Source organism: Moraxella sp. (assembly GCF_030525845.1).
Classification (GTDB): domain Bacteria; phylum Pseudomonadota; class Gammaproteobacteria; order Pseudomonadales; family Moraxellaceae; genus Moraxella.
In genome coordinates, this window is record NZ_JAUNDY010000014.1 from 1 (window position 1) to 25,575 (window position 25,575).

At 45.6% G+C, this 25,575-nt stretch carries 27 protein-coding genes; 15 read left to right on the top strand and 12 right to left on the bottom strand.

Annotated elements, in window-relative coordinates; translation table 11 throughout:
- Nucleotides 1-522: anhydro-N-acetylmuramic acid kinase (locus Q4B79_RS06355; RefSeq protein ID WP_303085587.1), on the top strand; the 522-nt coding region annotated here is incomplete at its 5' end.
- A gap of 14 nt (nucleotides 523-536) precedes the next feature.
- On the opposite strand, the gene lptG is transcribed toward Q4B79_RS06355, so the two are convergent.
- Together lptG and lptF are read right to left on the bottom strand one after the other, a co-directional pair.
- Entirely contained in the window at nucleotides 537-1,607 is a 1,071-nt protein-coding gene (lptG, locus tag Q4B79_RS06360; RefSeq protein ID WP_303085588.1) for an LPS export ABC transporter permease LptG, read from the bottom strand.
- Nucleotides 1,604-2,785 carry an LPS export ABC transporter permease LptF gene (lptF, locus tag Q4B79_RS06365; protein WP_303085589.1) on the bottom strand — a complete coding sequence of 394 codons (1,182 nt, stop codon included), beginning with the start codon at nucleotides 2,783-2,785 and terminating at the stop codon, nucleotides 1,604-1,606. Before lptF ends, lptG begins: the two co-directional genes overlap by 4 nt.
- A 191-nt stretch (nucleotides 2,786-2,976) precedes the next feature.
- Between lptF and Q4B79_RS06370 the strand changes: the two genes are divergently transcribed.
- The 3 genes from Q4B79_RS06370 to Q4B79_RS06380 all read left to right on the top strand — a co-directional run bounded on the left by Q4B79_RS06370 (nucleotide 2,977) and on the right by Q4B79_RS06380 (nucleotide 6,334).
- Nucleotides 2,977-4,476 (top strand): leucyl aminopeptidase, encoded by a 1,500-nt coding sequence (locus Q4B79_RS06370; RefSeq protein WP_303085590.1) that lies wholly within the window; start codon nucleotides 2,977-2,979, stop codon nucleotides 4,474-4,476.
- 156 nt (nucleotides 4,477-4,632) lie between these two features.
- Nucleotides 4,633-5,847 carry a serine/threonine transporter SstT gene (gene sstT, locus Q4B79_RS06375; protein ID WP_303085591.1) on the top strand — a complete coding sequence of 405 codons (1,215 nt, stop codon included), beginning with the start codon at nucleotides 4,633-4,635 and terminating at the stop codon, nucleotides 5,845-5,847.
- A gap of 64 nt (nucleotides 5,848-5,911) precedes the next feature.
- Nucleotides 5,912-6,334, top strand: coding sequence for a hypothetical protein (locus Q4B79_RS06380; RefSeq protein WP_303085592.1), 423 nt, complete (start codon nucleotides 5,912-5,914; stop codon nucleotides 6,332-6,334).
- 37 nt (nucleotides 6,335-6,371) lie between these two features.
- Here Q4B79_RS06380 and Q4B79_RS06385 read toward each other — a convergent pair whose 3' ends face one another.
- Genes Q4B79_RS06385 through argH form a run of 4 tightly spaced genes read right to left on the bottom strand, consistent with a single transcriptional unit; the run spans nucleotide 6,372 to nucleotide 8,770 of the window.
- Nucleotides 6,372-6,662: an oxidative damage protection protein gene (locus tag Q4B79_RS06385; protein ID WP_303085593.1), complete on the bottom strand. Its 291-nt coding sequence runs from the start codon at nucleotides 6,660-6,662 to the stop codon at nucleotides 6,372-6,374.
- 11 nt (nucleotides 6,663-6,673) lie between these two features.
- A complete protein-coding gene (locus Q4B79_RS06390; protein ID WP_303085631.1) occupies nucleotides 6,674-7,069 on the bottom strand; it encodes a type II toxin-antitoxin system VapC family toxin in 396 nt (131 codons plus the stop codon).
- 2 nt (nucleotides 7,070-7,071) lie between these two features.
- Nucleotides 7,072-7,380 (bottom strand): hypothetical protein, encoded by a 309-nt coding sequence (locus Q4B79_RS06395; protein ID WP_303085594.1) that lies wholly within the window; start codon nucleotides 7,378-7,380, stop codon nucleotides 7,072-7,074.
- Nucleotide 7,381: 1 nt separating this feature from the next.
- Complete coding sequence (gene argH, locus Q4B79_RS06400; protein ID WP_303085595.1) at nucleotides 7,382-8,770, bottom strand: argininosuccinate lyase; 1,389 nt, start codon at nucleotides 8,768-8,770, stop codon at nucleotides 7,382-7,384.
- 413 nt (nucleotides 8,771-9,183) lie between these two features.
- Here argH and Q4B79_RS06405 point away from each other — a divergent pair, with 413 nt between their 5' ends.
- The 6 genes from Q4B79_RS06405 to tusA all read left to right on the top strand — a co-directional run bounded on the left by Q4B79_RS06405 (nucleotide 9,184) and on the right by tusA (nucleotide 13,451).
- A complete protein-coding gene (locus Q4B79_RS06405; protein ID WP_303085596.1) occupies nucleotides 9,184-9,918 on the top strand; it encodes a LytTR family DNA-binding domain-containing protein in 735 nt (244 codons plus the stop codon).
- Between the two features lie 126 nt (nucleotides 9,919-10,044).
- Entirely contained in the window at nucleotides 10,045-10,974 is a 930-nt protein-coding gene (hemC, locus tag Q4B79_RS06410; protein WP_303085597.1) for a hydroxymethylbilane synthase, read from the top strand.
- Nucleotides 10,971-11,756, top strand: a complete 786-nt coding sequence (locus tag Q4B79_RS06415; RefSeq protein WP_303085598.1) for a uroporphyrinogen-III synthase — start codon at nucleotides 10,971-10,973, stop codon at nucleotides 11,754-11,756. Before hemC ends, Q4B79_RS06415 begins: the two co-directional genes overlap by 4 nt.
- A 13-nt stretch (nucleotides 11,757-11,769) precedes the next feature.
- Nucleotides 11,770-12,714, top strand: a complete 945-nt coding sequence (locus Q4B79_RS06420; RefSeq protein ID WP_303085599.1) for a hypothetical protein — start codon at nucleotides 11,770-11,772, stop codon at nucleotides 12,712-12,714.
- A 36-nt stretch (nucleotides 12,715-12,750) separates the two neighbouring features.
- The gene (locus tag Q4B79_RS06425; RefSeq protein ID WP_303085600.1) at nucleotides 12,751-13,215 is read left to right on the top strand and encodes a thioesterase family protein; all 465 of its coding nucleotides are present in this window, start codon (nucleotides 12,751-12,753) and stop codon (nucleotides 13,213-13,215) included.
- Nucleotides 13,212-13,451 carry a sulfurtransferase TusA gene (gene tusA / locus Q4B79_RS06430; protein ID WP_303085601.1) on the top strand — a complete coding sequence of 80 codons (240 nt, stop codon included), beginning with the start codon at nucleotides 13,212-13,214 and terminating at the stop codon, nucleotides 13,449-13,451. The genes Q4B79_RS06425 and tusA overlap by 4 nt, the downstream gene beginning before the upstream one ends.
- A gap of 2 nt (nucleotides 13,452-13,453) precedes the next feature.
- On the opposite strand, the gene Q4B79_RS06435 is transcribed toward tusA, so the two are convergent.
- The 4 genes from Q4B79_RS06435 to Q4B79_RS06450 form a co-directional block, all read right to left on the bottom strand.
- Nucleotides 13,454-14,713: a replication-associated recombination protein A gene (locus Q4B79_RS06435; protein ID WP_303085602.1), complete on the bottom strand. Its 1,260-nt coding sequence runs from the start codon at nucleotides 14,711-14,713 to the stop codon at nucleotides 13,454-13,456.
- Nucleotides 14,692-15,327 (bottom strand): hypothetical protein, encoded by a 636-nt coding sequence (locus tag Q4B79_RS06440; RefSeq protein WP_303085603.1) that lies wholly within the window; start codon nucleotides 15,325-15,327, stop codon nucleotides 14,692-14,694. The genes Q4B79_RS06435 and Q4B79_RS06440 overlap by 22 nt, the downstream gene beginning before the upstream one ends.
- Before the next feature lie 140 nt (nucleotides 15,328-15,467).
- The gene (locus Q4B79_RS06445; RefSeq protein ID WP_303085604.1) at nucleotides 15,468-15,845 is read right to left on the bottom strand and encodes a type II toxin-antitoxin system VapC family toxin; all 378 of its coding nucleotides are present in this window, start codon (nucleotides 15,843-15,845) and stop codon (nucleotides 15,468-15,470) included.
- Entirely contained in the window at nucleotides 15,842-16,126 is a 285-nt protein-coding gene (locus Q4B79_RS06450) for a hypothetical protein (protein WP_303085605.1), read from the bottom strand. Before Q4B79_RS06450 ends, Q4B79_RS06445 begins: the two co-directional genes overlap by 4 nt.
- 59 nt (nucleotides 16,127-16,185) lie before the next feature.
- Between Q4B79_RS06450 and Q4B79_RS06455 the strand changes: the two genes are divergently transcribed.
- The 4 genes from Q4B79_RS06455 (at nucleotide 16,186) to Q4B79_RS06470 (ending at nucleotide 19,977) form a co-directional block, all read left to right on the top strand.
- On the top strand, nucleotides 16,186-16,665 hold the full coding sequence (locus Q4B79_RS06455) for a type IV secretion protein Rhs (RefSeq protein ID WP_303085606.1): 480 nt from the start codon (nucleotides 16,186-16,188) through the stop codon (nucleotides 16,663-16,665).
- A 22-nt stretch (nucleotides 16,666-16,687) separates the two neighbouring features.
- Nucleotides 16,688-17,296 (top strand): YqiA/YcfP family alpha/beta fold hydrolase, encoded by a 609-nt coding sequence (locus tag Q4B79_RS06460; protein ID WP_303085607.1) that lies wholly within the window; start codon nucleotides 16,688-16,690, stop codon nucleotides 17,294-17,296.
- 22 nt (nucleotides 17,297-17,318) lie between these two features.
- Nucleotides 17,319-19,127 (top strand): aminopeptidase P family protein, encoded by a 1,809-nt coding sequence (locus Q4B79_RS06465; RefSeq protein ID WP_303085608.1) that lies wholly within the window; start codon nucleotides 17,319-17,321, stop codon nucleotides 19,125-19,127.
- 253 nt (nucleotides 19,128-19,380) lie between these two features.
- Complete coding sequence (locus Q4B79_RS06470; RefSeq protein ID WP_303085609.1) at nucleotides 19,381-19,977, top strand: glutathione S-transferase N-terminal domain-containing protein; 597 nt, start codon at nucleotides 19,381-19,383, stop codon at nucleotides 19,975-19,977.
- Nucleotides 19,978-20,053: 76 nt separating this feature from the next.
- On the opposite strand, the gene Q4B79_RS06475 is transcribed toward Q4B79_RS06470, so the two are convergent.
- Both Q4B79_RS06475 and Q4B79_RS06480 read right to left on the bottom strand, forming a co-directional pair.
- Complete coding sequence (locus Q4B79_RS06475) at nucleotides 20,054-21,946, bottom strand: 3'-5' exonuclease (RefSeq protein ID WP_303085610.1); 1,893 nt, start codon at nucleotides 21,944-21,946, stop codon at nucleotides 20,054-20,056.
- Entirely contained in the window at nucleotides 21,849-23,510 is a 1,662-nt protein-coding gene (locus tag Q4B79_RS06480; protein ID WP_303085611.1) for a DEAD/DEAH box helicase, read from the bottom strand. The genes Q4B79_RS06475 and Q4B79_RS06480 overlap by 98 nt, the downstream gene beginning before the upstream one ends.
- Nucleotides 23,511-23,670: 160 nt before the next feature.
- Between Q4B79_RS06480 and parE the strand changes: the two genes are divergently transcribed.
- Nucleotides 23,671-25,575: a DNA topoisomerase IV subunit B gene (parE, locus tag Q4B79_RS06485; protein ID WP_303085612.1), complete on the top strand. Its 1,905-nt coding sequence runs from the start codon at nucleotides 23,671-23,673 to the stop codon at nucleotides 25,573-25,575.

Genomic DNA, 25,575 nt, shown 5'->3' on the forward strand with positions numbered 1-25,575 from the left:
ATGGACGGCTGGACGGCTCGTCATTTGGGGCAAGCCTATGATAAAAATGGCGACTGGGCAAGGGGTGGCGTGGTTGATGAAAAGCTATTAAACGAATTGTTAAAACACCCATTTTTAAGCCAATCCACCCCAAAATCCACAGGGAGAGAGGAGTTTAATTTAGACTGGTTGGACGGTGTTTTAACAAATTTTGACACCTCCCCCCAAGATGTACAAGCCACCTTATGCGAATTTACCGCCTTAACCGCAGGGCGTGAAATTGCCAAATTTGCCAAAGCGGACAACGCTCTATATGTCTGTGGCGGTGGGGCGTACAATGGCTATTTATTGGAACGCTTGCAAGTGCATTTACCCACTTGGCAAATCGCCGCCACCAACAGCGTAGGACTTGCCCCCACTTGGGTGGAAAGCGTGTGTTTTGCGTGGCTGGCTCGCCAAACCATCTTGGGGCAACCTGCCAACCTGCCAAGCGTTACAGGGGCAGAAAAAGGCGTGGTGCTGGGGGTGGTGTGTTTTGGGTAAATAAACACACGCCCTTAGGTGCATCTTTGTAATAAATAAAACCCAATCATGGCACTAATCACGATGGGTGATAATGCCATCAAAAACGGCGAAATCCCCATTGCGATTGCCACAAATCCTGATAAATCCGTCAAATAACTAAACAGCAATCCTGACAATAACGCCATCACGATTCTCACGCCAAGTCCCTGTGAGCGCAGAGAACCAAACACAAACGAAGATGCCACAAGCACCAAAGACAACACCGCAAAAGGAGAAAGTAGCTTTTGCCAAAAGGCAACTTCATGACGCAACGAACGCTTACTCTGAGACTTCATCAGCTGACCATGAGCATACAGGTCGCTAAGTGATAAATCTTCTGCTTCTTTGGTTAATAAATGCACGTCCGTTGGAGCAATCGGCAATGACAACATGGCATAATCATCAAAAGAGCGTTGCACGCCTCGTCCGCCAATATCAAGCTGTGCCACCTCTGTCAGTTGCCAGCCCTCCCCCGCAAAGACACCGCTTTTGGCATGCGTTACCCCAACAAGATTGCTATCCACGTCCAAACGATAACGCTTGGTAACCCCCAACTTACCCTCCGAGTCTGCATAGCTGATATAGACAACCTCCCGTCCCTTATCTGTATGATTGACCGACCAATATCCATTGACACTAAACAATCTTGTATCATCGAGGCGATTGACGATTTGGGAGGCTTTATCGTTGGTAACGGGCAAGATGAATTGATTTATGCCCAACGCAATCAGCACAAATAAAAACGCTGGCAACATCGCGTAGCTGATGATTCGATAAACGCTAACCCCGCCTGCTCGCATGACCACAAGCTCGCTATTACCCGCCAAAAGCCCAAGCCCAATAACCGCCCCCAATAATGCCCCCGTAGGGATAAATTGCACCAAAAAATAAGGGGAGCGATACAAAATAAACATCAAAGCATCTTTGACCGTATAAGTCTCTGACAGGTTTTCAAGCTCAGACAAATAAGCAAAAACCATCTGCAAAAGCCATAAGCCTACCACCGCTCCCATCATGGCAAAAAAGGCAAAACGAATGACATAACGAGGCAGTATCCATGTCATGACTTATCCCCCTTAGTGCGTGTCAGGCGTGCTTTTGTCATGAGACGCTCGTGATAATTAAGATACACGGCAAATGCCACAAAAATCGCCACCGCCAAAGGATATACGGCAAGTCCCACCTTGCCCTTAGAAATCGTCTCTTTGAGGGATATTAAAATCAACACATTTGCTACAAACACAAAAATTGCAGGAATGAGTTTTAACCATCTGCCCTGACGTGGTCTTGTGGTCGCAAGCGGTGTTGCCAGTAGCACAGCAATGACAATCAAAAACGGCAACGCAAATCGATAACCAAGCTCTGCACGCACTTGATTGATATTAAATGAAGCGGACATGGTCATACCATCATTTAATGCCAAAAGCTCACCTGTGGCGACACCTTCGATTTTTATGGGTCTGTCATTGCCCTGCTTGCCTGTCAGATGAATGCGATAACGCCCAAAACCAACTTGGCTATACTGCTGGCTTGTCGTATCAACCTCATAACGCCTACCATCATGCAAATCAAGCACCACCGAGCCATCACTTGATGCTGTGGGTACTTGGGTGGCAAGCCTTGCAAAAATCACGGTGTCTTTATTAAAAATCGCTGTTTGATGGGTATCCGCCGACTCTTTTGATTGATGTCTTTGGGTGGTTGAGCTACCCATTTGAATAACAATCACGTCTTTTAAAAATTCACGCTCATCGCCCACTTCGCCGACATACAAATGATAGTCGCCACTGCTGATAAATTCTTTGGTGCGAATCAAGTCAAAAACTTCTACCACCGACTGCTCTTGCCAAAGATTGGTCGCCTTTGCCACGCCCCATGGTTTAGCAATGATTGTGATAAATAGCTGAATAACAAAAATCACCACCACCAGTGGCACAAGCAGTCTTGATAATGCACCTCGACTGACCCCGCCTGCATTTAATACCGCCATTTCATGCTCGGCGTGCATTCGCCCAAAAACAAGCATCAGCCCAATAAAAAATGACAACGGTAAAATCAGCTCCAAAAAATACGGTAGGTTATAGCCGATGAGCGTCCAAAGCACGCCTGTATTTAGCCCGCCTTCGGCAGCAATCCCAAAATAACGAATCAATCGCCCACCAAGCAAAACAACCACCAAAAACCCCAATACAAGGGCGGTGGTCAGAGCAACTTGGCTTGTGATATAACGGCGAAGAATCACGTTAAAAATACCGATAAAATAAACCTCTTATTATAGCAAAATTTTAGGGTGTGTTGAACTTTTATATTACTCTTTGTCAGCCCATCAAGCCCATCAAAGATATTTTGTCAATTTTTGCATTCATTCCCCCATCACTTCACAAAAATATGCTACAATCTGAAACGGTTCGTATTTATAATTAGGAGCTTAATATGTCAAAATCTACCCTCGATTTTAACGTCTTAGATGAATTTACCCCCCAAAAATCCAAAGCCACTCCCCACATCGTGCTGTTTGCCGATAATCACGGCAAAGTGTTGGGAGATGCCCTACCCATCATCTCGCCAGAGCTAGAACGAGCCACCGCTCTAATTAAGGCAAGCGGATTTAAGGGCGAAGCTGGCGAGTGCGTGAGCGATTTTGGACTAAACGGAGGCGGTACACTTAGCGTGATTGGCACAGGCGTACCAAATAAGCTTTCAAACCAACTTCCAAAACTTGCCAAAACCACCTTTAACACCATCAAAAACAGCAAAACTGCGGTTGTGATTTTAGGTGATGTGCTTTGTCAGCGACAGTTTGAACAATTTGTACGTGCCATGCTCCACGCTGAGTATCGTTTTGAGACTTATAAATCCAAAAAATCCGACAAACTCCCCCTAAGCACCATCACATTTATCAGCAACAAAGACAGTCAAAGCGATTACCAAAACGCCCTCGCCATCGCCATCGCTACTGCCATCGGTCAGAGCCTAACTCGTGATGTCGCCAATGACGCTCCCAACATCATGACCCCAAGCCACCTTGCCAAAGTCGCCCAAAAACTAGGCAAAGATTATAAAGATGTTGTTAATGTCAATGTCTTAGGCGAAAAAGAGATGGGTAAATTAGGCATGGGCTGTTTCTTGGCGGTGTCTGCTGGCTCAAACAACGAAGGCAAACTTGCTGTCATCGAATACTACGGCAAATCGGACAAGAAAAAAGGCAAACTAAAAGACCCCATCGCATTGGTTGGCAAGGGGATTACTTTTGATACAGGGGGCATTTCTCTAAAACCTGCCGCTGGCATGGAAGAGATGAAATATGACATGGGGGGTGCAGCCGCCATGCTAGGCACGATTAAGGCTGTCTGCGAGGCAAAATTACCCATTGACATCGTGGTGGTACTCGCCTGTGCTGAAAACATGCCATCTGGCACAGCAACTCGCCCATCAGACATCGTTACCGCCATGAACGGTATGAGCGTTGAAATCCTAAACACCGATGCCGAAGGTCGCCTCGTTCTATGCGATGCTCTGTGCTATGTCCAAGAAACCTACAAGCCACGCACCATCATCGATGCTGCCACGCTCACAGGTGCTTGTGTGATTGCATTAGGCTCTGTTCGCTCTGGCTTATATACCAACGATGAAGATACGTTATTTGCCCTAGAAGATGCAGGCGAGTACACAAATGACCTCGTATGGCAAATGCCCCTAGACGATGCCTATGATGACCAGCTCAAATCCACCTTTGCAGATGTCCAAAACATCGGTGGGCGTGAGGGAGGATCTATCACAGCAGCATGCTTCTTAAAACGCTTCATCAAAGAGGGGCAAGCATGGGCTCATCTTGACATCGCAGGTACTGCGTGGGTAAGCGGTGGCGAAAACAAAGGGGCAACAGGTCGTCCTGTACCGATGCTTGTGCGTTATTTAGCCAATCAAGCTTAAATATTTAAAGCACCCAACGACCATTCCATGAGTGGTCGTTTTTATTTAGATGACATTTGTACATGAAAATTGTTCACACTTTTTGTACAAAAAATGGTATAGTTATCGTATTTTGTGAATTGTGTTATTTTATTGTTTTGTTTTGAGGATTTTGATATGCGTAAACTGGTTGAGGCGTACATGCGTGTAGGACTTGTACCATTGATTGTTATTGCTTTGGTACTTGGAGCGATTATCGGTCAGACCAATGCCAGCTTGGGGTTATCTTTGGGGGTGCTTGGCAATGTGTTCGTTGGTGCGTTAAAGGCGGTTGCCCCTATTTTGGTATTTGTGTTGGTACTATCGGCAGTTTCAGGCTTTAAAGGCGGTAATGACGCCAGAATCAAGCCTGTCATGCTTCTTTATGTGGCAGGAACATTTACCGCCGCACTGACCGCCGTGCTGGCAAGTTTCGCTTTTCCTACTGAACTGGTTGGATTAGCCGACATGACTGCCGTTGAGCAGTCTGCCCCACAGTCGTTGCGTGAAGTCCTAAAAAATCTACTCATGAACCTAGTCGCCAACCCTGTTACCGCTCTAAGCAGTGGCAACTATCTAGGCATCTTGACATGGTCAATCCTGATCGGTCTAGGCTTACGCCATGCCTCAGAAACCACCAAAACAGTCGTACATGACGTGTCGGTCGCTGTCTCTGCGGTGGTTAAGTGGATTGTCGCCATCGCTCCTTTTGGTATTTTGGGGTTGGTATCATCTACCGTTGCCGAAACAGGATTTGAGGCGTTAGCAAGTTATGGTCGTCTGCTTGGGGTGCTGGTGGGCGCGATGGCATTTATTGCTTTTGTGGTAAATCCGCTCATCGTCTTTATCAAGACTCGCAAAAACCCCTATCCGCTCGTCATTGCTTGCCTAAAAGAATCAGGCGTAACGGCGTTTTTTACCCGCTCATCAGCCGCCAATATCCCCGTAAACATGAACCTTGCCAGAAAACTGGGACTCAACGAAGATACTTATTCACTAACCATTCCTCTTGGGGCAACCATCAACATGGCAGGGGCAGCCATCACCATTAACATCTTGACGCTTGCCGCTGCTCATACATTAGGCATTGAGGTTGGTTTCTTTCAAGCCTTACTACTTGCTATTGTTGGCTCGGTCAGTGCTTGCGGTGCCTCAGGCGTAGCAGGTGGTTCATTGCTACTCATTCCGCTAGCATGTAGCTTATTTAATATCCCAAATGATGTCGCCATGCAGGTGGTTGCCATTGGCTTTATCATTGGCGTGGTACAAGACTCAGCAGAGACAGCACTCAACTCGTCAACAGACGTGCTATTTACCGCTGCTGCCGACCCTAAATACGCCCACAAGGGTTAATTTGGACAGATTCAAGGGGCGTGCGATACGCCCTTTTGGTGGATTTAATATTTAAGGATAATTTATGAAAAACCTCTCCATCGCCCTACTCATGGCGTTTACGCTTATCGGTTGTGCCAGCAAGCCTGCTACTGAGCAAGTCATACCATCACTACTGATTAACCCCAATACCCAAAAATCCGACCAGCCCCTCTCCCCTGATGCCTATGTGGATGGCGTGGGCATGCTCCATTTTAAGGAATATCACACCAAAATCTCCCACCAAGACAGATGGTATCTGCTAGATAGTTATGTTATCCCCTTAGAGCAACCTTTTTATGTTCATGTACGCACTACTGATGACACTCCCATCATGAGGGAGACAGCAGTAAGCATTGCAATGGACTACATCACACCCAGAGGTTGCACCGAACCTCCAATTCGCCGCCCAGAACTCGACAAAACCACGAGCGATCTAAGCGAATGGATTATTGGCGTGGCATGCTAAAACCAAAAAATCGGACATTTACTGTCCGATTTCTATTTTAGGCTTTGGGTTTAAAACCTGCTGGGCGTTCGTAGTCGCCATTATCCAAAAATAACTCTCGCTGTTCGGCGATGTATTTTTTTGCCTCTTTATCCACCATACTCAGATGCTTTTCGTTAATGAGCATGGTTTGTAGTTCAAGCCATTCATCCCATGCTTTTTTTGAGACGGTGTTAAAGATTTCTTCGCCTTTGGCATTGGGAAAGGGCGGAGCGGGTAATTTTGGTAGGTTTTCTTGGTATTTACGACAAAATACAAGGTTGGCTTTGGGGTTAAAAACTTCGGTCATAAGCTTGCCTTTTAGTTAATCAGTTTATGGTGTAATTCTTGATATAAAGGAAATTTGGTTTCCACACTCGCCAAATAGCAGCCATGAATTAACGCGGTGGCGATGATGAGTCTGTCGGCAGGGTCTTTGTGATGTTCGGACAATTCAACCGACAAACTGGCAATTTCTGGCATGATGTTTAAAAATTCAATGTCAGTTAATTGCCGAACGCGTGCTATCCAAGTGGCATAATCAAGCCCATTTGGCAAAATAATCCTGTTATGACGAACAAGCCAATTGATTTCAAAACACGAAATTGCCGAAACGCATATTTTATCATAAGTTGCAATGGCTTGTTTTATCTTATCGGAAAGCAAATTAGGTTCATTGGTATACCACAATAAAATATGCGTATCCAATAAAAGCATTTTCACTTAAAATATCCCCATTCTTGCCAGCTTTCGGACATATCAAAAATATCGCCCACAATTTGCATTTGCCCTTGCAATTCTTTTGGGGGAGTGCGTTTGGGTTTTAAATTAGTAATATCACCTGTATCCATAATATCGCCATTTTCTTGCCCAAGCCCCTTTAAAGATGCTGGGATTTGGTGTTTTGGCTTGGGAATGTCTTGGTTTTGTTTTGGTAAAATCAAGACATCGACATCGGACACATCGGGCGGTGCGTCTATCCAATGGATTTGATTGCCTGTGATTTTGGCTTGGTATGCAACAAGCATATTATCCCTCTATTCTTTCCCACCCTTTGGTAATCGCCAATTTCACCGCCTGTGGGGCTGTTCCACCAATATGGTTACGAGCATTAAGCGAACCTTCCAGCGTTAGGCAGTCAAACACATCATCGCCAATCAAGTCGCTAAATTGTCGCAGTTCGTCCAATGACAATTCCGCCAAATCCACGCCTTTTGCCACGCCAAGAGACACCGCCTTACCCACGACTTCGTGAGCATCACGAAACGGCAAGCCTTTTTTGACCAAATAATCCGCCAAATCGGTAGCGGTGGCATAGCCTTTTAGGGTGGCTTGTCGCATATTTTCCTTGTTGGGGACAAGGTTGGGCAGCATATCGGCAAAGGCAAGGAGCGAACCTGTCAGCGTATCCACAATATCAAAAAGTGGCTCTTTATCTTCTTGGTTGTCTTTGTTGTAAGCAAGCGGTTGATTTTTCATCAAGGTTAAAAGCGTGGTTAAATCGCCAAACACCCTTGATGCCTTACCCCGCACAAGCTCAGGTACATCAGGGTTTTTCTTTTGGGGCATAATCGATGAACCTGTACAAAAGCGGTCAGGTACTTGTACAAAGCCAAATTGAGCCGACATCCATAGGATAATCTCTTCGCTCATACGAGATAGGTGCATCATTAAAATACTGGCATTGCCGGCAAATTCAATGGCAAAATCACGGTCAGAAACTGCGTCCAATGAGTTTTGGCAAATGCCTTCAAAGCCAAGCAATTTGGCGGTAATGGTGCGGTCAATCGGATAAGTTGTCCCCGCTAACGCTGCCGAGCCAAGTGGCATTTGGTTAATGCGTTTACGAGTGTCCGTCAATCGCTCGCTATCACGAATGAGCATTTCAAACCACGCCATCAAATGATGAGCGAACGAAATGGGCTGGGCGGTCTGCAAATGGGTAAAGCCCGGCATAATGGTGTCAGTGTGTTTTTCTGCCAAATCCAAAAGCCCACTTTGCAGGCGTTTTAATAGTGCCAAAATGTTGTCGGTTTCGTCTCGTAACCATAGGCGAATGTCGGTCGCTACTTGGTCGTTACGACTTCTGCCCGTATGGAGCTTTTTGCCAACATCGCCAATCAGGGCGGTCAGACGGCTCTCGACATTCATATGCACATCTTCAAGCTCGACTTTCCACACGAACGCACCGCTTTCAATCTCGGCTTTGACTTGATTAAGTCCGTCAATGATTTTTTGACTTTCGTCTTTTGTGATAACCCCACACTCGCCAAGCATTGTGGCGTGGGCGATGGAGCCTTGTATGTCTTGGTTTGCCATGCGTTTGTCAAAATTCACGGATGCGGTAAATTCGGCAACAAATTTGTCGGTGGCTTCGGAAAAGCGTCCGCCCCACATTGATGATGTTTGGTTTGTCATAAAATAACTCGAAAATAAACAAAAAATTACGCTTATCTTAACAACGAACACCGCAGAGTACAAGAAGTTTTGAGAAAAGATAGCAAAAATAAGGATAATTTTTTAGAAAATCTGATATATTTTTGTGAATTTATTAAAATTATTGTAGTAATTGTACAAAAATTAGCCAATATTGAAAAACAACTGTTGTCTTTTCGTGTATAAATGTTATAATACTAAAGGATAGCAATTTTTATGCCATTCTCACTTCAAACCATTCAATCCATCATAAAAATACCTCATTTCATCTATTTTTTGATGTAGATATTCTTCGGCTGATAAATTGTGTGAATTTAGGGTGCCAGTCAGTGTCGCCCCCCCCCCCCCTTTTTTTTTGATTTAGGGGATTTCATTGAATTATCAAGGAAATACTGATGAATATTCTGATTTGTGAAATAGAGCCATCTTTGGGCAAACACTTGACAACTCTAATCACACTTCTTGGACATGAAGTGGTTGGATTGACTAATCGCCTAGATGAAGCATACAAGCTAACTTTACAGTACCACCCCGAGATTGTGCTGATAAATGCACATCTGCCACATACCCATGAATTTACCCAAAAACTATCTGACGATTTGACAGCACCGCCCGCTTTCATCTTTTTTGGCTTAGATGATAGTCATCTTTTGCTAAATGCCTTTAAATGTGAGGCGAGCGATTATTTACTCATTCCTGTTCATGAAAAAAACCTGCACCACGCCATACAAAAATGCACTCGCATTAACGCTGCCCAAGAGCAGGCACTAAGCAAACAAGACGAAGACAGCCCTCGCACTCGTCAGTACATCGCTGCTCGCACTCATCGTGGCGTAGAGCTTATCTCGCTTGCCGATGTATACTACTTTACCGCCGACCAAAAATACGTTAAAGTTCGCCATAAAGGTGGCGTGGTACTCATCGATGAAACCCTAAAAGATCTAGAAGAAGAGTTTTCAGGCATGATGTTTCGTATTCATCGAAATGCCCTCATCAACCTCAGCTATCTTGACTTGTTGGAGACGGTTGATAGCGGACAATACCGAGTGCGTTTTCGGGGCATGTCAGAGACACTCTCTGTATCACGTCGCCATCTGCCAACACTCAGAGAAAAAATCCAAAACATCTAAAACATACAGGGCGAGATTATCGCCCTTTTCATTGTCCGTTTGAACATCATCAAACGTGAAATTTCATTTGGCATTTTTGGGTAAATGTGATTAAATAGACAAAACACAAACCAGACACCAACAACAATGAACACACTAACCATAGCCACACGCCAAAGCCCGCTTGCTCTTTGGCAAGCCCATTTTGTCAAAGAGCAGCTCCAAGCCCTCTATCCAAACCTAAACATCAAACTGCTAGAACTGGTAACCAAAGGCGACAAAATCCTAGACACCCCACTTGCCAAGATAGGTGGAAAGGGCTTATTTGTCAAAGAATTAGAACACGCCCTACTCTCAGGTCAAGCCGACATCGCCGTGCATTCTCTAAAAGATGTACCCATGATGCTACCAGATGGACTTGTCATTGGTGCATATCTTGACCGTCACAGTCCTTTTGATGCTTTTGTCAGCAACCATTTTGCAAACCTTGATGACCTACCACAAGGAGCAAAAGTTGGCACATCAAGCCTACGCCGTGAATGCCAACTGCGAGCCTACCGCCCTGACCTAGACATCATCAGTTTGCGTGGCAATGTCGGCACTCGCCTATCCAAACTCGACAATGGCGACTATGACAGCATTATCCTCGCCCAAAGTGGCTTGGAGCGGTTGGGGCTAAATGAACGCATTCGCCACAGCATTTCTACTGACATTTGTCTGCCTGCGGTGGGTCAAGGGACGCTTGCCATCGAGTGCCGAGACGATGAGATTAAAGAACTCATCAAACCTTTAAATCATGAAACCTCCGCCCTAAAAGCCATCTGCGAACGGGCGATGAATCATGCCTTAGAAGGAGGTTGCCAAGTTCCCATTGCAGGGTTTGCAAACTTAGAGGGTCAAACCATCAATTTGGAGGGCAGAGTTGGCTCGCCTGACGGCAAAACATTACTCAAAGTCATCAAATCCGCCACCTTAGGGGATAATCCCCACCAAGATGCCACAGCACTTGGGGAGGCGGTCGCCACTTCGTTATTATCGGCGGGGGCTGATGAGATTTTAAAAAACATCTACACATGAGCCACCCTGTTTTTATCAATACTCGCCCCAATGTACATTATCACATCGATGGTATGGCTGTATTTGATTTGCCGTTATTGGAGCTGTCAACACGTCCGCTGGCAGATGATGAGCTTCATCTATTATCAAGGCTGATACAGGGTCAATTTAAAGTGGTGATTGCTGTTAGCGTGATGGCGGTAACTTGTGCGATGTCTTGGCTAAAAAAACAAGGCATCTGCCACGTGCGTGACTTAAAAAACCCCCCTGCCTTTATCGCCGTAGGCGATGCCACTGGGCAAGCACTCAAAGAATGGGGCATCACACCCATCATTCCTGACACCCAAAACAACGAAGGCATGTTGGAGCTACCCATCATCAAACACCTAAGCCCTAACGATGACATCTTAATATGGCGTGGCGTGGGCGGACGCAGACTGCTCGCCGATACGCTTATCAAGAGAGACATTGGTGTGCATGCCATTGCTTTTTATGAGCGAAAAGTCTCGCCTCATCTTCCCCAACGCTTTCATGAGTTATTAGCCATACTCCTAGACTCACCGCCCCAGCTCATCACAGTGCTCATTTCTAGTGAGGCAAGCCTAAACGCATGGCGTGATGTTTGTCAGGAAAATGCCCCAGATGGTATGTTTTCTGCCAAAAATGTGATATATTTGACGCTAGGCGAAAGGCTTGCCGCACTCACCAGTCAGTATTATCCTGATTTTGGGGTGTGGCGTATTGAGAATTTAGATAAAGCCACTTTGCACCAAGCCTTACACACCATTACTCAATCACAATAACCATCTCATTGCCATGTCAGCACCAAACATCAGTCCAGACCCAAACACCGCACCAAAGACCGCCTATGCCAAGTCGGACGATAAAGAAGAACTCAAAAAACAAACCGAGCAAGCACGCATTGTTCTAATGAGACTACAATGGCTGGTTATTATTTTATTGACTGGGGGGCTGGTTTGGCTTTATTTTTCTTTTTTATCTGTTGTTGATAAAGTCGATGAACGCCTCGTCAAAATAGATGCAGTAGACACACGCCTAAATGACATCGATGATAGGCTATTTGCCATCACACCCACCCACGACACCCACAAAAAATCTGAAACTACCGACACCACCAATAACACCAAACTCATTAAAATCGAGCTTGCCATGGCAGACCGCCTCTACAAACAAGGCAATCACGAGGACGCGTTGACTGCCCTACGTGCCATCGATTATCAGCTTACCCAAGCAAATCTCTTATCATCATCGCTTGGTGCAGCCCTAAGTGCCTCCATCAAGGCAGACATTGCTCACATCAACACCCTAAAAGCCCAGCCTGACGCATGGCAAGCTCACACCATTAAAATGCGAGACTTACAAACTTTTTTGCGTGGCAAACAAACCGAGCACACCCAAAACGCACCGCTAAACCGCAGTGATATTCTGCTTCACGATGCCAACATGATGCTCTCTCTTGCTATTAGTGCCTCAGGCATGCGAGATAGAGGACTGATGACAAGTTATTTACAAGAAGTGCGTTCACAGCTTGAAAGTCATATCGTGCTACACGGTGGCAAAATCGATGCTGAAAACCTCAAAAAACAAAGCCAAGAACAAACCAACCAATCTCCCAATCCAGATGAACCACCCCAAAAAACAACGCTAAACACCACAGAAGACGCCCTGCTGTGGGTGTATGATTTGCTTGCCAATACCCCAAAAAACAAAGAACTTACCAGCGTAGAAATGTTACAATGATATCACTTTAACTGTGCTTAACACCAAAGGAACGCCATGACACAGCCAGCTTTTAAAAACACCCTCACAGGCGATGACCGCCCTACCGCCCTTGTCAATTACCCCATTGTTCACGTCCAGCCTGTGATGTGGGGCGAGATGGACGCTTTTAATCACGTCAATAATGTCGCCTATTACCGCTACGCTGAGTCTGCTCGTATTAGCTATATGCACTCGCTTGCCATGTTTAAGGACGAAACTTTAACCATCTTGGCAGGTTCATCGTGCAACTACCTACGCCCCGTGCATTATCCTGATACCCTACTTATCGGGGTCAAATGCACCAAAATCGGCAATACCAGCCTATCAATGGCTTATGAATATTACAGCACCGCCCAAAATGCCATCGTTGCCAATGGTACCGCCACCATCGTCCGCACCGACAAAGACGGCAATAAGCAGGCGTGGACAGCCAATGAACGAAAACTCATCAGCGACTTTGAGGGAGTGGACTTCTCATGAGCGAAAATACCATTCATCACTTAGACACCACAGGGCTTATCTGCCCTGAACCTGTCATGCTTCTTCATCAAACCATTCGCCGTGCCAAAGGAGGCGATGAGATTCACATCATCGCCACTGACCCTGCCACCACGAGGGACATTCCCAATTTTTGTCGCCATTTGGGGCATACCCTCGCCAGCCAAGAAACCAGCGATGAGGGCAATTATCGGTTTGTCGTGGTTAAAAAGGGCTAATTCTACCCATTTTGAGACTTTAACCAATTCATAAACGCAAAACTTGCTTGTTCCTTTTGATTATCGCCAAAGTGATAAAACTGCATTCCTACTAAATTATCAGGCAAATAATTTTGCGGATAATAATGGTTGGGATAATCGTGTGGATAGACATAATCTATGCCATAGCCGTCTTTTTTCATTTGCGTGGTTACGCCGTTTCTTAGGTGGAGTGGCACGGGCGAGCCGTCCGTTTTGGCAAAATCTAGGGCTTTGTTAATCGCCTTATAGCTTTCGTTGGATTTTGGCGAAGTTGCCAAATAAATCGCCACTTGCCCCAAAATTATCCTTGCTTCGGGCATGCCAATGCTTTGCACGCTTCTAAGGGCGGTATCCGCCAGTAGCAGGGCGTTGGGATTGGCAAGCCCGATGTCTTCACTTGCCAAAATCACAAGTCGCCTTGCAATAAACGCAGGGTCTTCGCCCGCCACGAGCATTCGTGCCAACCAATAAACGCTGGCATCAGGGTCAGAGCCACGCACCGACTTGATAAAGGCGGAGATGATGTCGTAGTGCATATCGCCGTCTTTGTCGTAGCGGACGAGCGTTTGCCCTGCAACGGCGGTGATGGTTTGGTAATTGATGACGATGGGTTCGGCTTGGCTTTGAATGCAAATTTCTAATAAATTCAAGGCTTTGCGTGCGTCCCCTTGTGCCAGTTTGATAAGGGCGGTGGTGTCGGCAAGGGCGATGTTTTTGGTTTTTAACAGGGGGTCGGTGTGGACGGCACGGTTTAGTAAAGTATTGATTTCATTATCATTTAACGGCTCTAAGCGGTACACCTGACAGCGAGACAATAGGGCATTATTGACGCTAAATGACGGATTTTCGGTGGTCGCTCCGATAAGCGTAACTGTGCCATTTTCTACCGCTCCCAAAAGGGCGTCCTGCTGAGCTTTGTTAAAGCGGTGGATTTCATCAATAAACAGCACGGGCGGTTCGGCAAACAGCCCCGTGTCGGGCGTGATGGCGTCTTTTAGCTCTTTGACCCCGCTACTTATGGCGGATAGGGATTTGAAGGGGCGACCGACCACTTTGGCAAGGAGTGTTGCCAGCGTGGTTTTGCCAATGCCTGCCGTGCCGTGCAAAATCATAGACGGCAAAAAGCCTTGACGGACAAGGGTGCGAATGGGGGCATTTTCGCCCAAAAGGTGTGTTTGTCCGATAATGTCGTCAAGGGATTGGGGGCGTAGGCGTTCGGCTAGGGGGATAAAATTGTCCATTTTGGGGTTTTACACCAATAATATTCAAGGATTGAATTAACAAAAAACAATAAAGGAATAAACAAGAACATGAAATAAAAATTATCATATGAATATTTTATCACAAAAAACATTAAAATATAGCTAACAATAAACTTATAAGTATTGATGTTTTTTAGTTTTGGATTTAATATAAATTTAATATGGCAATTTTGGCAGTTAAATTCATCAATCTTTTGATGAAGTCTTTGCGAATGACAATTTGGACAAAAAGGGTCGAATGCATTAAATTGTGCCTTTAAATCTTCCAAGGCAACCGAAACATGAAAATCATCTTTAACCAAATCACAAGTATCTACACCCTTTAAAATGGGTTTATTTTTTAATCTGTCATAATGATAATTTTGTAAATTTTTTTCTATAAAATAAATGGAAATACCAAGCAATATCAAGGCAAACACCGATAGCGTTATCCAAAATCCTGCCCCTAAATTTATTTTGTCAAAATTAGCAACCACTTCAATTATGGCGATAAAAAATGCAAACATGATAGCCGTAACTGCGTATACCTTCCATTGATTTTTGGTAAAGCGTTTTGCAAATTGCCTAAATGTCATCTTTTCTAATTCTGACAAAAAAGGATTAACCAACAAACTTTTTTGGCAATGCGGGCAAAAAACAACGCCGTGATGATAATCTACATGGGTAAAATTTTTTCCGCAATCATGGTGGGGGCAAGTGCATTCATTCATTTTTGAGCATCATTTAAAGTTTGTTATTGATTAAAAGGGTTGATTATTGTTAAGTCATCAATCCATTCAAAGTCTTTGCTATTTCTAGTCATTAATGGCAAATGATAAATGACGGCAGTCGCCAAAATAATCGCATCGCCCAAACTCATCTTTTTGGCTTGGCGAAGTTTAGTGGCTTTTTGGATGATGGGGTCGGTAATATCACAATAATCAAATAGCGAAATTAGCTTTTCTATTTTGCTCTTTTCGGGTTCTTGCAATTTATGATAACCAAGCGTTTCTATAATACTAATTTTTGAAATATAAATCTCAAAATCCAATAATGCCTTGCGAATATGGGCGTATTCAGGTTGAATTGTATAAATAATGATATTGCTATCCAGTAGGATTTTTGATTTCATCTGATAATTTCCCTATCTTGACGGCTTTTTTCAAAATCGTCTATATCAATTTTTCTACCTGATTTTTGAAAATCATCAGAAATTTCGCACATTAACTGATAGATTTTTTCTGATTTATCAGCACTGTTAGCCTGTTGTGATTGTGGCGAAAAATTTTCTTGCACGCTGTCTTTTTTGCGTCCAAAACGAGCCTTAATCATATTGATATAACCAAATACTTCAAGGCGTTCGCTTTCGGTTAAATCATAACTGGATTGATGAATAAGTTCAATCGTATTCATTTTTACTCCCAAATCAAAATCTGCTACAATAACCTTATTATACACCTTTTTGAGCGTTTATGAAGTTAAAACCCCCACGCCCCATTCGCCCCCTAACCGCAGGCGAACAAGCCATCGCCCACTCGGTCTTTGGCGAGTCGCTGACTCTTGATGACATTCGCCTAACCACAGCGTGGTGGGTGCTTAGGGGTTATGCGGTGTCGCCCAATGGCTGGGTGTATTTTCATCAGGACGATTTTTGTGAGGATTTTAGTGATAAACCCTTGCACATCAGAGCATGGCTTGTTCACGAACTGACCCACGTTTGGCAAATTCAGCAGGGCATGGCGGTGGTTCGCCGAGCGATTTTTAATCGTCAATATAGTTATACTTTTAAAGAGGGCAAATCATTCTTTAAATACGGCATTGAGCAACAAGCCAAAATGGTCGAGGATTTTTATGTTAGGCGGGAACTTGGCAAAGATTGTACGGCTTGGCAGGAGTGTGTGCCGTTTTTGGATAATTTCGATGGCGAAACGAAAAATAACTTGATAAAATAAACCATTTTATGGATAAACTAACATGCCTACCATCATCTATCTGCACGGACTTGACTCCGACCCCAATGCAAGCAAAGCCGTCATTACTGCCGAGCATGCCAAGACACTTGGTATTGACACCATTCGCCCTGATTTGAACTGTCCGCCTGACGAAGTGGTAACAAAAATATCGGCACTTATCCATGATAACCCCAACTGTGTGCTGGTCGGCTCATCGCTGGGCGGTTATTTTGCCACCTTGCTGTCCGACATGACAAGCACGCCTTGCGTACTGCTAAATCCAAGCATTCGCCCTGACCTTAGCTTTCGGCGGTTTTTAAAAGACAATTTTGATGAGAAAAACTTAACCGACAAGACAGTGATTTATACCACCGTCAAGGGTTGGCAAATCAAATTTGGCGATTTGGCGTGGTTTGAGAGCCATCGCCTGCACGCCAAACACCCTCACAAAATCAAAGTCCTACTTAAAATGGGCGATGAGCTTCTAGATGCCCACGCCACCCAAGCCTTTTATGAAAATTCAGGGGCGTTTGTACTTGCCCAAGACGGAGGCGACCACCGTATCAGTGATTATGACACGCAAGTACCTATGGTACTATCATGGGTAAACGAGTTTTATCCATCAAAATAACCAAGCCCTAATCGAGTCAATCATGAGTAACTTTCACAACACCCCTGCCTCAGCCAGAGTCAAGCGTTTAGACGCCATCAGAGCCATTTTAACTGCACACAACATATCTGCCCTCATCATTCCCTCATCTGACCCACATCTGTCAGAATATCTGCCAGAGTATTGGCAAGGCATGTCATGGGTTTCTGGGTTTACAGGCTCGGCAGGCACGCTGGTTATTACCCTAGATAATGCAGGCTTGTGGACAGACAGTCGCTACTGGGTGCAAGCAACTTTACAACTAGACGGTACAAGCATTAACCTGCACAAAATCACAAAAGATACGCCCTCTTATGCCAGATTCTTAGCCGATACGCTACCACAGGGGGCAAGTGTCGCCATCGATGGTGCGGTACTATCGCTGTCTGAACACAAAAACCTAAGTGCTACTTTTGACCCCAAAAACATCACACTCATCACGGATTTGGACATCTTGGGCGAAGTTTGGCAAGAACGCCCTAACCTACCCATAAGCCCCATCTATCCACATCAGCGTGAATTTACCGACCTAACCACTCTTGATAAACTTACCAATATTCGCCATGCCATGACAAGGTCTGGGGCGGATTATCATTTTATCAGTAGCCTAGATGACATCGCCTATATTACCAACCTAAGAGGTGGCGATGTTGATTATAACCCCGTATTTTTATCGCATCTGCTCATCAGTCATCAACATGCCACGCTGTTTGTCGATGAGACTAAGCTGACCGCTGATGCTCACTTGGTGTTACATGAGGCAGGCATAACCATCTGCCCTTATGATAAAATGGGGGAGGCACTTGGCAAATTGGCTGGCACACTGCTCATTGACCCCGCCAAAATAACCATTGGCACGCTTTCTTGTTTATCCCAACAAGCCACCTTGTTATCCGCTACCAACCCTAGCACCACCCTAAAAGCCATCAAAACCCCCAAAGAAATCAAACACATCAAATCTGCCATGAGGCAAGACGGGGTTGCGTTATGCAATTTTTTTGCATGGCTTGAAAAACGACTGACAAACGGCGAAGCACTAAGCGAGTTAGACATTGATGACATGCTTATCCAGACCAGAAGTCGCCAGCCACACTATGTCTCGCCTAGCTTTGCCACCATCGCAGGCATGGGTGCTAACGGAGCCATCGTGCATTACCGTGCCACCGATGAGCATTTTAGCTATCTTGATGGCGATGGTTTGCTACTCATTGATTCAGGAGGTCAGTACCAAAACGGCACGACCGACATCACACGCATGGTTGGTATTGGCGACATCACGGACGCCCAAAAACAAGACATCACATATGTGCTAAAAGCCCATATCGCCCTTGCCAGAGCCCATTTTCCAGCAGGCATATCAGCCCCCCTACTTGATGTGTTGGCACGCAATCAACTGTGGCAACAAGGTCTTGACTACGGTCATAGTACAGGTCATGGCATTGGCTATTTTTTAAATGTCCATGAAGGTCCTCAAAGCATCTCCTACCACGCCCCAGCCACCACCGAACGCACCATGCGTGTTGGCATGATTACCAGTAACGAGCCAGGTCTATACCGAGAAAATCAATGGGGCATTCGTCTTGAAAACCTCATGCTGTGCGTACCTGCTGGTCGTAGCGAGTTTGGGGAGTTTTTAAAATTTGAAACACTGACCCTATGTCCATTTGACACACGTCTTATCCTGCCTCATCTACTTAGCCCAACCGAAAAAGATTGGCTAAATGCCTATCATCAGCATGTTTATGATGAACTCATCAACGAACTAAGTGATGATGCCAAAGCATGGCTAAATGCACGCACACAGGCAATTTAAACCAACACCAAACACAGCATGTGGCAATACAGACTTTAAGAACCACACCCATAAGCACAGCCAATAAACCAAAACCCCACTCAAAATAAGCAATGAACCGCCAAATACTTGACTGCCAAAGCCCTCCAAAAACAAAGGTGTTTTGCAAGCCCAAGACGGAGGCGACCACCGCATCAGCGACTATGACGACCAAGTGGAGCAAGTGGTGGCGTGGGCTGTATCACTGACCAACTAACCCAAATCGGAGCATACCATGCACACTTTATACCTCAGTACCACCTCGCCTTATACTCGCATTTTGCTTATGATTGCTAAGTTAGAGCAAGTGGATTTGGCATTAAAATTCGTTACCCCTTGGGACAACCCTGCCGAGCTGACCGCCGTCAATTCGTTCAGCCAAGTGCCAGCCCTCCTACTTGATACAGGCGAGGTCATCACCGAAACACCACTCATCATTCAAGCCATCGCCCCACAAGTCTATACCAACACCACCACCGATTTGCCAAACATCGCCAAAGCCTTTGGGATTTTGGCACAGGGCGTGCGTGCGTTTTCTACCGAGCGATTTACCCCAGAAGGGCACGATTTGCACCCCTTTGTGGCACGCTCCACCGAGCTGTTACAGACCACTTTGCCAAACCTACCCACCTTATCAGCGACCAGCACCGCTTGGGGCGATAGGGTGCTGATGTCGGCACTCATTTGGATTGGCGTACGACTGCCTCATGTGTTTGAGACATTGAGCGACACCAACAAACAAGCGGTAAACGAATTTCATCAAAGTCCACTCATGCAAAGACTCAATGCTGATGTGTTAGAAAATAAGCCAAGTTGGGTGGGGGATTTGTAATCTCTTGCCCTAAAACCACCATGTGAGAATATGGTGGTGTTGTCGCACCACAAAATACACACCAAACCCTAAACGGTTAATGATATTTTTGCAAATAAACCATTGGCAACACAATACGAATCTTCTGATGTTGCTTGTCTTTGTTTTGCCAAAGTACGATAAAATTGACTTTTGCACCTACGAGCTGATAACCTTTATTAAAATACCCTGCCAATTCATTTTTGAATTTTTTAGAAAAAACAGCCACTTGGTTGCCATGCTCATCACAACAGCCCTGATAATATTGGTTTGCAAACACACTCAAAGTTGCCCCCGCCCTAAGTGGTTCAATGGCAATTTGAGATTTATAAAACCAATCCAAATACACATCATCAAGCTTCAAATACCGCACCAACTCCCTAAATTCTAGGGGATTGCCTTGATAAGTTAGCCAATCAACACCCTCTTTGGGCAACAGCTCGTTCACCGCCATACTGTTCGACACAACCGTCAAATGCGATTTGGCACGAGAGAACGCCACATAAAATTCACGTTTTTTGACATCATCAAGTTTGCCGTATGGTAGGTGTTTGGGTTGAATGTTTTTGTGGTCAATCAGCACAAACACGCTGTCAAACTCACGTCCTTTGGCTTTATGAATGGTGGATAGCGTTACCACGCCTTTTTCAGGGTGATAAAAATGCTCCAATTTGGATTCTTTGATGAACACTCGCCAATCCGAAACGTATTTGCGGTTGGGGCAACTTTGTTCAAACGCACGCATGATGTTTTGCAATAAAGACAAACGTACGCTGGTTGCAAGATAATTTACCGCTTGCTGTTTGGCGTTTGCCCACATACCTTGATTGAAAGCGTGTTTTAATTCGCCCACCGAAAAATTGACCTCAATCCAGTCGTTGTGAATTTTGTCAGATTGTTTGGACAGCTCCGATATATGACGCACAACAAATTCGCCCAGCACCGCTTTGCGAGCGAGTATGTTATTTAAGCTTTGCAAATCCTGTTTTAGGACAAATTCAGCACCATTTTCTTCGTCTCGCCCCAGATGGTTTTTAATCCGCCAAAAGTTAATGAGCGTGTTGATGTGTTTGGGCGTGGCTTGGGGAAAACGGTCTTGGACTTGTTGGGCAAACTCTTTGAGCGACCAGCTTGGGTGATGATAAGCAAAAACGTCCAGCATGGCTTTTTCCACATGAAGCCAACGGTTAAGCTGAGTCATGCTGTCGCTGGTACGGGTGTTTTTACCGATAAAGGCTTGCAAATCCTGCTGATTTGCCAAAATCCCCTCTTCGGTGAGCCACGTTACGATTCGCACGACTCGTTCTATTTTTAGCCCCAAAACATCCGCCAAATAATCCACCCGAGATTCACCGTCTTCATCGGTGCTGGCTTGGCTTTTTTGAGAAAATAGCTTTTTGATGATTCGCCGAGCGGATTCTTTTTCGTCAGGGTAAATGAGCGTGGATGCGTTGATTTTATCAATCGCTTCTATGGCGTTTTTGCTGATGATACTCGTGGCAAACACACGAGGCATATTTTGTCCACGTTTGATATAGCCTGCGTCTTCAAGTGCCAAAATGGCAGTTTTGACACGAGTTTCTATCTCATCAGGACGTCCATCATTCCAGCCTGCCTGTCGTGCGATTTGTAAGGCAGATTCACAAATGCGAGGACGCACACCACACAGCTCTTTGATGGCTCGCCAGATTTGTTTGATTTCACTGACTGAAAGTTTGGTTTGGTTGAGTAGGGTAAAATGCTTATCCAAATCCTCAGAGGCATTAAACAGCACATAACAATCCGCCAAAATCCCCTCATCACGCCCTGCTCGCCCTGCCTCTTGCACATAATTTTCCAACGAATCAGAAATATCATAATGCACCACCAAACCCACATTGGGTTTGTCCACCCCCAATTTGAGCTTCGTCCGCCTTAAAGGCATTTTGGTTGGCGATTTTTTCGTCCACACTCATTTTGCCATGATATGCCAACGCCCCAAAACCGTCTTTTTGCAAACGCTCACTCAGCGATGTCGTGCGTGTGGTGTAAGATACATAGACGATGGTTGGGCAATGATGAGATTCTATCAACTGGCGTAAGACTTGGTATTTTTCATCTTCGTCTTTTTGAGCAAGCACTTGATAACGCAGATTTTTGCGAGTTACAGGGGCAATGAACTTGGTCAAGGTCAGTCCCAATTCACGCTCAAAATACGCACAAATATCCTTGATGACTTGGATTTTGGCGGTGGCGGTAAAGCACGAAACAGGAATGGGGTGGGTAAGTTGTTTCTTGGCTTGCAACGTGCGAATAAACTCGCCAATATACAAATAATCCACCCGAAAATCCTGTCCCCACGCCGAAAAACAATGTGCTTCATCAATGACAAATCGTGCGATGTTCCGCCCAAGCAATAATCGCTCTATCGTGCGTGAACGCAAACTCTCAGGCGATAGATACAGTAGGCTTGCCGAGCCGTCTGCCACTCGTTCCACCGACTTTTGACGTTCAATGGGGTCAAGCAGTCCATTGATGGTAACTGCTTCACTGATACCTTTTTGTTCTAGGTTGTCCACTTGGTCTTTCATAAGAGACAACAAAGGCGAGATGACCACCGTTAGGGCTTTGGCTCGCTCGCCTGCAATGAGAGCTGGCACTTGAAATGTAACCGATTTGCCACCCCCAGTCGGAAAAACCGCCAACAGCGAACCGCCTTGTATGGCGTGCTGGGCGGTTTGCTCTTGTAGGGGTTTGTCATCATATTGGCGAAAACTGGGGAATTTAAAATAGCGTTTTAAGCCATTGATGGCACTGAGTTCGGTTTGGCAATAAGCACATGAAAGGCAAGGCGTGTTTCTTAGTTGGTTTAATATCGGTTCAATTTTAGGGTATTGATGTTGCAACCACGCAGGCGTGATTGAATAACGGCTCTGACTATGAATGAGTGCCAGTGCATAAGCCAACTCCACAGGCGAATGCTCAATCATCTCATCAAGCGGGGCATTTTGACAAATGTGCGTTTGAAAAGCATCAACAATCAGCGAAGCTAACTCTTCATCAATGTCTTCAAATTTTATAAAATCAAAAAACGCCCCAAAACCTGCCTGATGACGTAGCAACTGATAAAAAATCCGCTCCACACCAATAGGCAACTCGCCAAAGGCTCGGATTTGGTCATCGAGCAAGGCTTGGGTAATCAGGCAGTCATTTAGGGGGTTGTTGGATTCTTCTAGTTGGATTTTATAATCTTTGTCCAACGCATGATAAGGACGAGCAGGAAATAATAAAGGCGATAACAACAACGTATCAATGACATGCATTTTGTTTTTGCCAATGGCAGTCAAATCACCTTGCAGATAATGAAAATCATGTGCCAAAAAATTATGACCGCAGATGAATTTGGCGGACTTGATGAAGTTGATGAGTTCATGCGGTCGGTTTTGATGAAAATGATGCTGTCCACAAACCGCCCCAATATCCGCAATCTTATTTTTACTGTCAATTTCCAAATCCACAAAGGCAATGCTTATCATGAGTTACTCCAATTTTTGGGTATGATAGCAAATTTATGATGGTTTAAAAAGCAATTAGGCACATCATACCCACCTTATGATATCATCTTCAACGACCGCCATTATGAAAATTGCCAAAAATCGGTTACAATACCACCCAAATTTTATGTTAAGAACGACGATGACCAACACTTCCCAAAACTACACTACCCAAAACCTAGAAGTCTTAGAAGGGCTAGAACCCGTCCGCCGTCGCCCTGGTATGTACACCGACACCACTCGCCCCAATCACTTGGCGGCAGAAGTGATTGACAACTCGGTGGACGAAGCCTTGGCAGGACACGCCAAACACATCACGGTAACGCTCCACACAGACGGCTCGCTCTCCGTGCTTGATGACGGGCGGGGCATGCCCACCGACATTCACCCAGAGTTTAAGCAGTCGGGCATTGAGCTGATTCTTACTCGCCTGCACGCAGGGGGCAAATTCTCCACCGACAATTACGCCATTTCAGGCGGTTTGCACGGCGTGGGCATCAGCGTGGTCAATGCCTTATCCAAAAAAGTAGAAGTCATCGTGTGGCGAGACGGCACAGAATACCAGATGAATTTTGACAATGCCGTCCCCATCGCTCCCTTAGCCAGCACGCCTGCCCCCACCAAGAAAAAACGAGGGACGCAGGTGCGGTTTTGGGTGGACGAAAAATACTTTGATAACCCCAAATTTGCCATCAAAGCCCTAAAACACAGCCTAAAAGCCAAAGCGGTGCTTTGTACAGGGTTAAAAATTGACTTTATTAATGAAATTGAACCAAGCGAGAGTGAGAGCTGGCAATACACGGACGGCGTGGTGCAGTATTTGACCGAAGAGATTGGCGATTTGGCGATTTTGCCCGATGTGCCGTTTTATTTTAGTGCCGAGCCGACCGCAGGCGAGCGGGGCGGGGCAACCTTTGCCATTGCGTGGCTCCCTGACGGTGGCACGCCCATTACCGAAAGTTATGTTAATCTAATTCCCACCGCACAAGGTGGCACGCACGTCAATGGGCTACGCACGGGGATTACGGACGCCTTGCGAGAATTTTGTGAAATTCATAACCTACTGCCCAGAAATGTCCGTCTGACGGGCGATGATGTGTGGGACGGGGTTAATTATATTTTGTCCTTAAAATTTGCCGAACCGCAGTTTAGCGGACAAACCAAAGAACGCCTATCCAGCCGTGAAGCGTCGCCCCTTGTGCAAGCTCTTGCCAAAGATGCGTTTAGCCTGTGGCTAAGCTCCCACCCAGACACCGCCAAAGCCATTGCCGAGCTTGCCATCACCAAAGCGGGAAAAAGGCTCAAATCCGCCCAAAAAGTCGCCCGCAAAAAAATCACCCAAGGCCCTGCCTTACCGGGAAAATTAGCCGATTGTAAGGGCGAATTTAAGGACGGAGCGGAGCTGTTTTTGGTAGAAGGTGACAGTGCAGGCGGGTCAGCCAAGCAAGCACGAGACCGCCATTTTCAGGCGATTTTGCCTTTGCGGGGTAAAATCCTAAACACGTGGGAGGTCTCACACGACACCGTGCTATCCAGCCAAGAGATTCACGACATCGCCATCGCCATTGGCATTGACCCCAATTCTGACGACTTATCCGAGCTTCGTTATGAAAAAGTGTGCATTTTGGCGGACGCAGACTCGGACGGCTTGCACATTGCCACGTTGATTTGTGCGTTGTTTGTCAAACATTTTAGGGCTTTGGTGGAAGCAGGGCATTTGTTTGTGGCAATGCCCCCACTTTATCGGGTGGACATTGGCAAGGACGTGCATTATGCCCTTGATGACGATGAATTACAAAGCATTCTTAAAAAGACTAAAAACAAGGGCAAACCCCAAATCACCCGCTTTAAGGGCTTGGGCGAGATGAACCCCGACCATTTGCGTGAAACAACCATGAACCCCGACACCAGACGACTGGTTCAGCTGGATTTGGACGATTTTGCCAATACCAATAGCGTGATGGACATGCTCCTTGCCAAAAAAAGAAGTGGCGACCGCAAAGCGTGGCTAGAACAAAAGGGCGATTTGGCGGATTTGGGGGTATAA